This is a genomic window from Snodgrassella sp. (genome assembly GCF_024103505.1).
GTDB lineage: Bacteria > Pseudomonadota > Gammaproteobacteria > Burkholderiales > Neisseriaceae > Snodgrassella > Snodgrassella communis.
Genome location: NZ_JAGGIJ010000009.1, coordinates 1 through 12,463, shown reverse-complemented (window position 1 = coordinate 12,463; position 12,463 = coordinate 1). Strand labels below are relative to the sequence as shown.

Here is a 12,463-nt window from a genome sequence, read left to right as displayed (position 1 = left end):
AAACAGCATATGTGAAAAGGATAAAAATTTCCAGCAAATACTGTTTATCCTTATAATATACAATCCGCTTTAAGTATGTCATAGAATACCATGCAGGCTGTTCCTAAAGCTTAATTAGACCGCACTGAAACGAAAATTTTTGAGCGGACACAGCTAAACTTTCAGACATATCAAGCTTACCTTTACCCAATATCAGAATGACCGACACCAACTCCTCTTCCAACCAAGTTAAACGCCATCTGAAAACTCGCCATCTGTCAATGATTGCTATTGGCGGCAGTATTGGTACAGGATTATTTATGGCCAGTGGTAGTGCCATCCACGATGCCGGGCCAGGGGGTGCCTTACTGGCCTATATGGCTATCGGAATTATGGTATATTTCCTAATGACTTCACTCGGCGAAATGGCCACCTATCTACCTACTTCCGGTTCATTCTCTACATATGCCGCTCGTTTTGTCGATCCGTCACTGGGTTTTGCACTGGGATGGAACTACTGGTTTAACTGGGTAATTACTGTCGCTGCCGATATTTCCATAGCTTCACTGGTGATTACCTATTGGGAGCCATTACGCTTTATGCCCACATGGTGCTGGAGCTTATTATTTTTTACATTGGTGTTTCTACTCAATATTTTATCCGTCCGTGCCTATGGTGAATCGGAATATTGGTTTGCTTTGATAAAGGTCATCACAGTTATCGTTTTTCTGGGTGTAGGCGTACTGACTATTTTTGGTATTCTGGGCGGCCAGTATGTGGGTTTAAACAATTTCACCATCGGCGATGCTCCCATACTCGGTCATGGCTGGTCTGGTGGATTCTTGACTGTACTCGGAGTATTTCTAATTGCCGGCTTCTCCTTTCAAGGCACAGAGCTTATTGGCATTACTGCTGGCGAATCAGAAAATCCACAGGAAAGCATTCCCAAAGCAATCAAACAAGTATTCTGGCGTATTCTGATTTTCTATATTCTGGCCATGCTGGTGATCGGGCTGCTGATTCCTTATAATAGCGATTCACTGCTCGGAGCAGACGTAGATCAAATCGCCAAATCCCCCTTTACACTGGTATTTGAACGTGCTGGTCTAGCCTTTGCCGCTGCCGTAATGAACACTGTTATTCTCACATCTATTTTGTCTGCCGGTAATTCAGGCCTGTATGCCTCCACACGCATGCTATATGCCATGGGTAAAGACGGAATGGCACACCGCACTTTCTCCGAAGTAAACCGCCGTGGCATACCTATGCCAGCGTTGCTGGCAACCGCAATCGTAGTACTGGCTATTTTCCTGCTGGAAAGCGTGAATGAAGGAGCTTACGAATATATCGTAGCTGCTTCTGGTCTTACCGGCTTTATTGCCTGGCTGGGAATTGCCATTAGCCACTACCGGTTTCGCCGTGCTTTTGTGCGACAGGGTAATGATGTCAATTCACTGGTTTATCGCGCCAAATGGTTTCCGTTCGGGCCAATTCTGGCATTATTACTGTGTATTCTGGTGATTATTGGGCAAGACAGCCAATTATTGTTACATGGTGATTTTAAATGGCAGCGCTTTGCCATAACCTACATGGGGCTACCGGTATTTGCTACATTTTACCTATATCACAAACTGCGCTACCATACCCGTAAAGTGCCGTTGGAACAGGTCAATCTCAGCAAACACATTGATTAAAGCCAGTACATGCTTAATCACATTATTACAGGCAGCCATATCTGGCTGCCTGCTACATTTTCCGTTAACATAAAGCCTGTTTTCCTATCCATTTTTATTGCAGTCACAATTTTATGCTCACCTACACCCCCAGCAAACCCAGCCCACAAGCAGTGAACAAAAAACGTTCATGGCTACTGTTGTTACTGGTATTTGTATGGTTGTGGCCGGGCGTATTGCATCATGATCTGTGGACACCAGGTGAACCATATCTGTTTGCCACAACCAGCCAATGGCATACTGCCCATTGGGCAGTCCCCACTATATTTGGTGAAACAAACTGGGAAGCTTCTCCGCTCTACATATGGCTAGCAGCATTGAACCAGCACCTGTTCAGTCCAAAGCAAATGGATGCTTATGAAGCTACTCGCCTAACCAATGTCATCCTGATAGCATGTACGTTTGCCTGTATCGGAGGATCCGCCCGCCAGTTTCTCGGACGTGGTTATGGCCGTATTGCGGTACTGATTCTACTGGGCTGTACTGGCCTACTGATACCAGCACATTTTATCAATGACAGTATTATCCTTTGTCTTGGCGCGGCCATGTGCTGGTATGGCTTTTCACTGGCAGACCGGCGAATCATGATGGCCAGCATGATGCTAGGCGGTGGCTGGACAGTACTGTCACTAACCGGCAGCCTACTCTGGCCATTATTACTGATATTGCTAGCATTCAGCCTGCTGCTGTATCCCCAGTGGCGGCGTCGACGTTATTTTCTGGTACTATTAATTTCCCTGCTATGTGCATTACCCTTAATGCTAATATGGCCACTGGCACTACATCAAACCGCTGCCAATATTTTTAATCTATGGTGGCGATATCATGCACTGGCTCCTTTCGGCGGTTTCCGCCATTTTGAGATAGATTTCTCTCTCAACTATTATCTAAAAAACCTGATTTGGTTTGCCTTTCCAGCATGGCCGCTGGCTATCTGGACTGCGTCGCGTGGCAAGCTAAAAAAACAGTGCTTGAGTATCCTAGCTGTCAAATGGCTAAGTCTGTGTCTGTTGGCGTTTGCTTTTATGCCACAGCAACATCAGGATCTACTGGTGTTTGTTTTGCCACCATTAGTCGTATTAGGTGCTGCACAGCTTGATGCACTGCGGCGCGGTGCCGTAGCATTCCTTAACTGGTTCGGCATCATGGCCTTTGGCTTTCTGGCCATATTCCTTTGGCTGGGTTTTATCGCCATGAACTACGGTTGGCCGGCCAAATTAGCCCAACGCGCTGTATATTTCAGTCCGTACTATCGTTATGATGTAAACTACTTTCCGGTAATTGTAGCTTGTGTACTAACATTACTGTGGCTGTGGGCAATTACCCGTCAACACATTCGCGGCCGGCAGGCCGTCACCAACTGGGCAGCCGGCGTTTTATTGGTATGGTCTCTGCTACTTACTTTGTTTTTACCATGGCTGGATGCAGCCAAATCAGCCCGCCCAGTAGTACAGCAAATGCAAAATAGCCTGAGTGAAGACCAACTACAGGCCTTTAGCGATAAGCGCGCCTGCATCAGCATCAATCACGACAATTTCAGCACCCGCATTGTCTGGCTGCAATACAGCTGGATTCCGCTACAGATAGATAATCCGGACTGTAACTATCGCCTGATTACCCGTGATCCAAAAGCCATGCCACCACCACAATGGCACGAAATCTGGGCAGGTGCACGTCCGCGTGAAAAAAACAACATCATCGCCTTATGGGTAAAAACCACCGCAACAAAGGAATAGCAACCATGAATACCCAAGCACAGGAACAAGAACATCTTCCGGCCATATCCACCAATGTCGACGCCAGCGAAATCGACAAATTTAGCCAGCTGGCACACAAATGGTGGGATAAAAACAGCGAATTCAAACCATTGCACGACATCAACCCATTGCGGCTTGAATTTATCGACAATTATGCCCATCTGGCCGGCAAAAACATACTCGATGTAGGCTGCGGAGGTGGCATTCTGAGCGAAGCCATGGCCAAAGCCGGTGCCAGCAGCGTTACCGGTATCGACTTAGCCAAAAAATCCCTGAAAATTGCCCAGCTGCATGCTTTGCAGGAACAAATTGGCAATGTTAGCTACCGCATGGTGAGTGTAGAGGATTTAGCCGCAGAAAAACCGGCCAGCTTTGACGCCGTTACCTGCATGGAAATGCTAGAACATGTACCAGATCCCGGCAGCGTGGTGCGTGCCTGTGCTCAGCTAATACGACCCGGCGGCATAGCCTGTTTTTCCACTATCAACCGCAACACCAAATCCTACCTGCAAGCCATCATAGCTGCCGAATACATCCTGAAACTGATGCCACAAGGCACCCATGATCATCACAAATTTATCACGCCAGCCGAACTGGCGCGCCTGTGCCGACAGGCCGGTCTCGAATGGCTGGGTAGTAGCGGCTTCACCTACAACCCGCTAACCAGACGCTACCACCTCACCAACAGACTGGACGTCAACTACATGATAGCTTGCCGTCGTCCTCTAGACTGACGGCTCAAAAGCAACACAAAAAAGCCGGTATCAGCCCGATACCGGCAACATCATTATTTTTATTTATCGAAAGAAATAAACCTTATTGTCCTACCAGTGATTTCATCACCGGAATAGTTGACCAATCAATACTATCAAGCGAATTTTTCACTACCAATCCCAGCTCCGTATCGCCCTCAATTTTCAGCTTGCGATTAAAAAACAACGTATCCGGGTCTTCCTGCCGCAGTAACATCTTCATAAAATCAGCTGTGTTTGCGCTCAGGCATAAATCCACCATGGCCGCAGCATCAGCCATCACAAAGTGCTTCTCGGTAGCACTGAAACACAAATTCAACCCTAAATCCGTCACCACAATCCGAAAGCAGCGTCCGGCCAGCAAAGACATATCCGCCAGCAAAATCTGCTTTCTCAGCAACTGATTCAACGTATTGACCAGCAGCCATGCTGGTGGCTTTGCCGGCAACAGCCCAACCACTTTTTTCAAAAAAACCGGCATTACCTTATCAGGCACCTGCATGCATCACCTCTTCACATTGATTTATTCCAGCTTGTCCATACCAGTAACCATTCACCAGCGCGCCACCGGCACAGACACTCAGTTCAGACAAAGCAGCTTCTGCGTCCATTGCATCAGCCAGTACCTGCTGATGCAGCCGGATAACTTCCGCCATACATTGTTCCTGTGGAGAAATCCTGAAATACCCCACCCCCATAGCCAATAATTGCCGATAACGTGCCAGCAAAGAATGACAGCCGGCAGACATCGTTTGAATACCATTAATCGTCAGAAAAGCCTGTTTTTCACGAGTATAGAGTGGCAAACCATCTGCATGTTCCAGACACTTGAATTCACAACTATCCTTTTTCAGATTGTAGTGCCGAGCCGTAAAGCAGCGCGAAGAGTAGGCCAATGGCAGCTTGCCCCAGCCAAATACCTCGCAAGCCATATCCGGTACTGTCGCAATCATCTGTGCTAGCCTGTCTGCTGCCAGCTCAATCGAGGCTACCCAGCGGCAAGCCCCCAGCGACTGCATTAATGCCAGCGTCTGCTCGTTATAAATATTCAGTGCCTGCCCAGCTACAAAAGGAATACCTTTCGCATGCAGCAGTCGTACCGCAGCAAGGTCATTAGCCTCTACTCGGAAATCTTCCTGTTCTACCAGTTTGCGCAAACGCCGCAAATCAGATTCACTTTCCAGCAACACCTGTGAAGACAGCACCACCTCACAACCATTCGCGGCCACATCCTGCGCCAAATCAAGCCAGTCGGCCACTTTTAGCTCTTGCCGGCGTGAGCACACCGTTTCGCCCATATAAATCGTCGCAAAAGACTCCTCAGCCATTTGATGATAAAAATCCACAATCTGCTGCTTCTGCCAGAAAAACAGAATCGGCCCTAGAGACAACGCCAGCTTATCCTGTTGTATCACTTAAATTCCTTCATCATTTCCACGGCCGATTATACGCGCCAAGTGTTACCTGCTGCCCTTCCGAAACCTTCGCCAGCGCCTGCTGCCACAACGGATTCACCTCAAACTCTTCAGGACATCGTACCGCCAGATCCAGAGCCTGCCGCAATACTTTCGTTACCTGTGCAGTATATGCCGGACTACGCTGCCGGCCTTCCACCTTAATTGCCGCCACACCCATCGCCAGCAGCTGCGGTAAAACCTCCAAAACATTCAGACTAGTTGGTTCCTCCAGCGCATAATACGTTTCCTTATTCACCTGAAAACGCCCCTTGCACAAAGTTGGATAGCCCGCTGGTTCATCCGCACCGTAGCGGTCAATCAGAATATTATTCAGACGTGCATCCATTCCAGTTGGATATTGTTCCCAACGCACATATTTGGCCGGAGAACACACACCAAATGTATTCGGCGATTCTCCCGTCACATAACTTGAAAGCAAACAACGCCCTTCTACCATCACACACAGGCTGCCAAAACCAAATACCTCAATTTCCACCGAAGTATGCTTAATAACCTGCTCCACCTGCGGCAAAGTCAGCACCCGTGGCAAAACTACCCGCCGAATACCAAACAACTCTTGTGCCAGATTAATCGCCTCATAATTTGTAGCAGAACCCTGCACAGACATATGCAACGGCAACTGCGGATGCGTCTTGCGTGCATAGGCCAGCAAACCCAGATCCGCCAGAATCACCGCATTCACCCCAAGCTCAGCCGCCGTATCCACCGCCTGCTGCCATTTCTTCACCTCACCAGCCTGCGCATAAGTATTAATCGCCATCAACACCTTACGCCCTCGCTGCTGCGCGTACATAATTCCCTCCGCTGCCGACTTACGGTCAAAATTCAAACCGGCAAAGTTACGCGCATTAGTCGCATCTTTCAGCCCCAGATAAACCGTATCCGCCCCATGCTCTACCGCCATCTTCAACGCCGGCAAATTACCTGCCGGACACACCAGCTCGGGAATCTTTCTATTCATTCGTTCCCACCAACCTCATACACAAAAAACACCAATCAACAGCCAGCAAATAACAACAAATATCCCGCTAGCATCATACAGGCATCACAACCCTGCACAAGCGCGAGATTAAAACATTTAACAAAACAGAATTTATTGACAAAAAACAAGCCAAAATCGAATAAAACCAGTTTTAATATTAATTTTAAAAACCCAACATAACCAAATACAAAATTAAACAAAATTCATAATTTTGCCAAATTATCCAACAACATCAGCTCAGCAACTGAACTTTCACATCACTGGCAATTAATACAAAAGCCCGAGCAATATTGACAAAATAACGGTTTCTGATATTAATTTTAGTTTTTTAATGTATATCAAATATCAATTCTGATTGAACACAATAATTAATCAAATTAATTAAAAATTAAATTTTGATTTAATTTCTCAAAATAATTTCATTACAGCAAAAATAATCTAACAATATGGCAGCGAAATGCGCACTCTATTAGCATAGGCTAATCAATCCTACTTCTCAACTCAAATCAATTTAGTATATCTTGCGAGAAGAAAAAACATTTTACTGACAATCAATCATTCAAATATTGAATTTAAAATCTGATTCTTCAATTAAATGTTAGCTAAATTTGAGATACTAATACCAGCAATAACATTTTGAGTTATCTAATTAATTTCCTTGCTTTAAAATTATAAATACAAGTATAGATAAACCTAAATACAAGCTAAATTACAAAAATAGACAACATATTTATATGAAAACATAAGCCCTTTTATCTACAGTCTATAAGATAAAACATAATAATGAACAGCAAATATCTATATTCTTGTTTTCAAAGATAAAATACAGAATAACCATAAATAAAATGTTTACACATAAAATCATCAAGTTATAATTAGTTATTACATAACCCTTCAACTTCTCATAATAAAAATACAAACAAATTAGAACCATATTTGAAAAGATTACTAAAATTATTTGCTATAACAAGTAACGCAAATGAACCATATAGACCAACATTATGTCATATGAATAGAATAATACTTCTTATTTAAACTAAGCTACTTTAGTATCTTTTGGAATGACAACACCTGTTCAAACAACAAAATTAAGGGGTAGCCGTTTGTTAAATTCTACCTCAGGCAAATAGCCTAACGATGAATGTAACCGTTTATGATTGTACCAATAAGCATAAGCCGCAAAGGCTTGTTCTAATTCTTCAGTCGTCATGAATTTTTCTCCTTTAACAAATTCAGTTTTAATGCTTTTAAATGTTGCTTCTGCCACTGCATTGTCATACGGACATCCCTTTTTACTTAGTGAACGCTGTATATTAAATGTATTAATACACCTGCTTACCAAGCAACTGTTTATCAAACTCCTTTCCTCTATCTGAATGAAACAGATGTAATGATGACAGCGGTTGCTTAATCTGACTTAGTGCAGACATCACTAAATCTGCTGTTTTATGTTGTCCAACACTATAACCGGCAATCTGTCGGTTCGATAAATTAAGTAGTACACACAAATAATTCCAGCAATGGTTAACACGAATATAGGTTAAATCTGCCGCTATAATCTGCTGTTTGGTACCTACATCAAATTGGCGCTGTAAATGATTAGCTGTGACTGAGCTATTGCTTGCTGTCTGATATCCTCGATAACGTTTAATCGTATACTTTGATACCAATGATAGCGACTTCATTACTCGGGCAATGTAACGACCAGAAACATTGATACCTGCTTGTTGTAAAGCAAAACGAATGCGTCTGGTTCCATAGGATTGATAGCTGCGTTTAAAAATAGTCAATATTTTATCGGCGTAATGGGCAACCAATTTCCGTTTAGTGGTTTTGCACTGATAATAGGCATAATGTCTGGATATCCCTAAGCAGCGACATAATGCCGCTACAGCATAACGATGTTGGTTTGCTTTCAGGATTTTGATTTTCGTGCCATTATCAGTGCAGCCTGCTTTAGGATATCGTTTTCCATCCGCAGTTGCTTAAGCTCTTTTCGTAAGGCAATCAGTTCATTTTCTTCTGGCGTGCGATTATCTTTGGTCTTAAAAGAACCGCTTTGACTAGATTGATTTATCCAGCAGTCTAAAGCGGAAAGTGTCAAATCGTATTGCTTGACCAATTCACTGCGTGATTTTCCTTGCTGATAAAGTTTAACCATTTGTGCTTTGAAATCGGCACTGAAAGAGCGTCGTACGCGTTTTTGTTGATTCATCATTTTTTCCTTTTTAGAGTTAAGTTTACCTTACCCCCTAAAAAAGTTGTATGAATTAGTGTAGCCTATCCAACTTCAATGCTGTATTATAAATATAGCAATAAAACGAGAGAGCTATTCGCTATTTCGTTATTGACTCGACAGACCTTAAAGTCTTTGGTAAATGTAAAGTAAAAAAGCAGAACATGGCGCAAACCACACTTAGCTATTGATGTGGATACTCACGAAGCTATTAGTACGGAAGCCAGCCTTGTCAATGTTGGCGATATTGAAGTGCAAAGTCTTGCTAGAGCAAATCATAATGAAAATAGGAAACAAGTTGGGTAATGCTGCATCTAAAATCGAAGTAAAACCATACTCTTCACTCTATGCCTCTGAAATATGTGATTTGTTTCATTCGTCTATTCATGCTATTGATACCGATATTTATAGCAAAGCACAGCAAGAAGCATGGTGCTCAACACCACCAGATTATCAGAAGTGGTCAGAACGTTTAGATAACACTCAGCCTTGGATGGCTATCTTTGGCTCAAGCCTTGCGGGGTTTGTTGAACTTAGAGATGATGGTTACATAGACTGTCTGTACGTGCATCCTGACTTTCAAAAGCGTGGCATAGCTAGAAAACTCTATGACCATGTGCTTGACTTGGCTCACCAGAAAAAGCTTTCACAATTAAGTGTAGATGCTTCAAAAGTGGCCATGCCAATTTTCAAAAAATGGGGTTTTAAAATAAAGCGGGCTAACAAAATATCCAGAGAAAATCAGGTACTGATAAATTACCATATGTATAAACCACTTTGATTTTTATTGAGACCTTTGTACGGTAAAGCTTCACTCAAACTAAATTTTTAACCGCGTTTTTTTGAAGCATTTGGGCTTATATTTAGACCTAAATACCTCTAGATAAATGACTATTTATCGCCACTTCCCTGTTTTAGGCACAACTTTCCTGCTGTACAGATAACCCTCGTTTGATATCAAAGTTCAATAAGCTGCCTGAAAGATGAGCTTGGATTAGTTCAGTCAATGGAGTTTCAAATTAAACCATATTTACGAAACCAAAGAATAAGTAGAAAGCTTTATGAAGATAGCAGAAAATGAAATACACATCTGGTTTACCTATGATGAGGAAATAAATCCCGATTTTGCTTTGACCAATTACGTCCAATTTTTGAATCATCAGGAATTGGAGTAGTGGCAAAAATTATACTTTGACAAGTATAAACACCAATATTTGGTAACCCGAATGTTAGTGCGTGATGTTCTGAGCAGATATCTACAAGGTATTCCTGCCAAAAATATAGAATTCATAACTAATGATTATAAGAAGCCCTATATTTTACCTGAACGGCTGGCAATTCTGCTGCGTTTCAATATTTCTCACAGTTAAAAAATGATCGTTTTAGCAGTATCTGTGGGAGTTGAAATAGAAATTGATGTTAAGTATCTAAATCGCAAAAATATTTTTTTCGAAATTGCTGAATGGTTTTTTGCCGAAAATGAGTATCAGCATTTTAAATCGTTACTGGGTGAGCACCAAAAACAACGTTTTTTTAGTCTTTGGAGCCTTAAGGAAGCCTACATAAAAGCCTGTGGTAAAGGCTTGTATATTCCGTTAGATGAATTTTGGTTTTCCTTTTTAGGGGATAAGTTACAAATGGACCGGAATTCACCGGAAATACGTTTACTTATTGGGCAAAGTCACATGGTATAACCATAGATTATATTCAAGCAGACAGCCCATATTAAAACGGGTATATTGAACGATTTAATCGCACCTATCGCACAGAGATACTGGATTTATATCTATTTAATAATCTGGAACAAGCAAGAAATGTAACCGAAGAATGGCTAACCATTTATAATACCGAAAGGCCTCATGAAGCACTAAATAATATGACGCCGATCGAGTATAAAACCCTAAGACAAGCAGTATTATTTTCTACTTGAATCTTGTACTAAGTTTGGGATATTTACAACAAATCTAATCTATAATTTATTTGTTAAATATCGTTCAAAATAGAAAGTGAACAGATGTAACAAATATAGAAAACAGACCAGCATAATTACTGCTAGTCTGTAGGCTGGTTACTGATAGTAATGTACGATATTGAGTAAATCCGAGCGTGACATATCGCCGGGGTTGTTGCCGGGCTGGCCTTCGGGAATAGGAATGCCCATTTTTTTGAAGTGTTCTACCCAATATTCTGGGAATTTACCGGTATCTTTGGATTTGAAAGTCATGGCGCGCAAGGGAAAAACTTCTTGTCCGTGATTGGCTTCTTTGAATATCTGGTAGATTAATTCGGAGCAATAATACTGGTCGTTGTTGATATCAAAGGCGTCATCGTATTTTTTACCCACTTTCTGGCGCGCATGAACCAAAGCAGAAGAAATCAATGGCTGGTAAGCTGCTTTTAATCTACCTACTACGGCACGGGGCTGGCACTGTTTTTTCGGATGCAGATATGCGTGCAGGGGAGTAATTTTTACTTTGGGGTGTGTTGCTTCGATTACATAATGCTGGCTAGGAGTTTTCTGCCAGACAATGCCCACATGGGTAAAATTATATCCCTCCAGACCGCTGGTAGCGGCCTTGATGGCACTACTCATACCGCCATCGCAGTCTTCCAGAAAGATAAGATCGCCATTTTGCACATGAAACGATTTTTGGGCATAGACATTCAGGCTAAGTAACAGGCTGAAAACAAATGCCAGCAATGACTGGATGTATTTCTGGTTCATATCTGAATCTTATGCTTTTGGTAAATAATGGTTAATTATACAGAATATGTCATTATTAACCAGTATTAATCCTGCTAAAGCAATCGATTGTCTTATGCATCAGTCAATATTTTTACCTCGCTTGCGCTGAATGATACGGTAACTGGCAGCAAATGCAGCAATGGCGGCGCCAATCAGTGCACCACCGATAAACATGGAAACCAGATCAACGGTTTTGCCCACATCCAGACTATCCAGAACCTGTTTGGCACTCATTTTTTGGCCGTTAGAGCTGCTCATGCCTGCTATCATATGACGGTTGTTACACTTAGGCAGTAAGGCAGCCTGATCAGCTGGCTGTGGATAGGTTTGTTTAACCGCAGCTTCGCAGTGCTGAATCTGTGCCGGAGTCACTAAGTTAAACCAGCCTCCGATATATAAGCCGCCTGCTAACAAACAAATTGCGACTATACTCACCATTAAGGCAGAACCTCTCTTTCTCTCTTCTATTTCCGGTACAAAGACTTTTGTATTTTGCTGCTGCTTGGCTTGATGGGTGATTGAGGAGTTTTTGTTATTCATGATTACCTATTTTTGTCAGCACGTCATTAAAAATATTTCTAATTTTTCAAACAATGATTGATACAGAAAGCATCGTATCTAAAATCATCTTTCTTTATACCATTTTAACAGTGATTCAACTGTAAAAAAATTCTGCTAAATATAATTAGTGTAGTTTATTCATTCGGCCACGAAACCAGTGGTCTACCCGCACAATTCGCTCAGTCACGTAGCAGTCACTGTCTGCGTATTCCTCAGTCTGAGCATATCCGTTCCTTAAA

The 12,463-nt window shown here is 42.6% G+C and carries 14 protein-coding genes and 2 pseudogenes; 8 read left to right on the top strand and 8 right to left on the bottom strand.

Annotation, left to right across the window (positions count from 1 at the left end; genetic code table 11):
* Positions 1–197 precede the first annotated feature (197 nt).
* From J6578_RS08990 to ubiG, 3 genes are all read left to right on the top strand, one after another.
* A complete protein-coding gene (locus J6578_RS08990) occupies positions 198–1,673 on the top strand; it encodes an amino acid permease (protein WP_093092735.1) in 1,476 nt (491 codons plus the stop codon).
* A gap of 113 nt (positions 1,674–1,786) precedes the next feature.
* Positions 1,787–3,448: an ArnT family glycosyltransferase gene (locus tag J6578_RS08985; RefSeq protein ID WP_287954446.1), complete on the top strand. Its 1,662-nt coding sequence runs from the start codon at positions 1,787–1,789 to the stop codon at positions 3,446–3,448.
* Between the two features lie 5 nt (positions 3,449–3,453).
* Positions 3,454–4,203 carry a bifunctional 2-polyprenyl-6-hydroxyphenol methylase/3-demethylubiquinol 3-O-methyltransferase UbiG gene (gene ubiG, locus J6578_RS08980; RefSeq protein ID WP_093092730.1) on the top strand — a complete coding sequence of 250 codons (750 nt, stop codon included), beginning with the start codon at positions 3,454–3,456 and terminating at the stop codon, positions 4,201–4,203.
* 82 nt (positions 4,204–4,285) lie between these two features.
* Here ubiG and ubiT read toward each other — a convergent pair whose 3' ends face one another.
* The 6 genes from ubiT to J6578_RS08950 form a co-directional block, all read right to left on the bottom strand.
* Positions 4,286–4,723, bottom strand: coding sequence for a ubiquinone anaerobic biosynthesis accessory factor UbiT (gene ubiT / locus J6578_RS08975; RefSeq protein ID WP_100149456.1), 438 nt, complete (start codon positions 4,721–4,723; stop codon positions 4,286–4,288).
* A complete protein-coding gene (locus J6578_RS08970; protein ID WP_502957998.1) occupies positions 4,710–5,633 on the bottom strand; it encodes a U32 family peptidase in 924 nt (307 codons plus the stop codon). The genes ubiT and J6578_RS08970 overlap by 14 nt, the downstream gene beginning before the upstream one ends.
* A gap of 16 nt (positions 5,634–5,649) precedes the next feature.
* Positions 5,650–6,660, bottom strand: a complete 1,011-nt coding sequence (gene ubiU / locus J6578_RS08965; protein WP_287954442.1) for a ubiquinone anaerobic biosynthesis protein UbiU — start codon at positions 6,658–6,660, stop codon at positions 5,650–5,652.
* A gap of 1,096 nt (positions 6,661–7,756) precedes the next feature.
* Positions 7,757–8,023: an integrase core domain-containing protein gene (locus tag J6578_RS08960; protein ID WP_287954440.1), complete on the bottom strand. Its 267-nt coding sequence runs from the start codon at positions 8,021–8,023 to the stop codon at positions 7,757–7,759.
* Positions 8,004–8,471, bottom strand: a complete 468-nt coding sequence (locus J6578_RS08955) for an IS3 family transposase (RefSeq protein ID WP_287954438.1) — start codon at positions 8,469–8,471, stop codon at positions 8,004–8,006. The genes J6578_RS08960 and J6578_RS08955 overlap by 20 nt, the downstream gene beginning before the upstream one ends.
* A 125-nt stretch (positions 8,472–8,596) precedes the next feature.
* Positions 8,597–8,896 carry a transposase gene (locus J6578_RS08950; protein WP_287954436.1) on the bottom strand — a complete coding sequence of 100 codons (300 nt, stop codon included), beginning with the start codon at positions 8,894–8,896 and terminating at the stop codon, positions 8,597–8,599.
* A gap of 90 nt (positions 8,897–8,986) precedes the next feature.
* Between J6578_RS08950 and J6578_RS08945 the strand changes: the two are divergent.
* The 5 genes and pseudogenes from J6578_RS08945 to J6578_RS10345 all read left to right on the top strand — a co-directional run.
* Positions 8,987–9,172: pseudogene (locus tag J6578_RS08945) on the top strand (IS5-like element ISVa1 family transposase); the annotation flags it as partial.
* 25 nt (positions 9,173–9,197) lie between these two features.
* Positions 9,198–9,698: a GNAT family N-acetyltransferase gene (locus J6578_RS08940; RefSeq protein ID WP_143426270.1), complete on the top strand. Its 501-nt coding sequence runs from the start codon at positions 9,198–9,200 to the stop codon at positions 9,696–9,698.
* A 412-nt stretch (positions 9,699–10,110) separates the two neighbouring features.
* Positions 10,111–10,287: pseudogene (locus tag J6578_RS10380) on the top strand (hypothetical protein); the annotation flags it as partial.
* A 24-nt stretch (positions 10,288–10,311) separates the two neighbouring features.
* A complete protein-coding gene (locus J6578_RS08935; RefSeq protein WP_287954434.1) occupies positions 10,312–10,611 on the top strand; it encodes a 4'-phosphopantetheinyl transferase family protein in 300 nt (99 codons plus the stop codon).
* Positions 10,612–10,655: 44 nt separating this feature from the next.
* On the top strand, positions 10,656–10,847 hold the full coding sequence (locus J6578_RS10345) for an integrase core domain-containing protein (protein ID WP_353846669.1): 192 nt from the start codon (positions 10,656–10,658) through the stop codon (positions 10,845–10,847).
* Between the two features lie 138 nt (positions 10,848–10,985).
* Here J6578_RS10345 and J6578_RS08930 read toward each other — a convergent pair whose 3' ends face one another.
* Both J6578_RS08930 and J6578_RS08925 read right to left on the bottom strand, forming a co-directional pair.
* Positions 10,986–11,642: a YiiX/YebB-like N1pC/P60 family cysteine hydrolase gene (locus J6578_RS08930; RefSeq protein WP_239428568.1), complete on the bottom strand. Its 657-nt coding sequence runs from the start codon at positions 11,640–11,642 to the stop codon at positions 10,986–10,988.
* Between the two features lie 99 nt (positions 11,643–11,741).
* Complete coding sequence (locus J6578_RS08925) at positions 11,742–12,203, bottom strand: hypothetical protein (RefSeq protein WP_287954431.1); 462 nt, start codon at positions 12,201–12,203, stop codon at positions 11,742–11,744.
* Positions 12,204–12,463 lie beyond the last annotated feature (260 nt).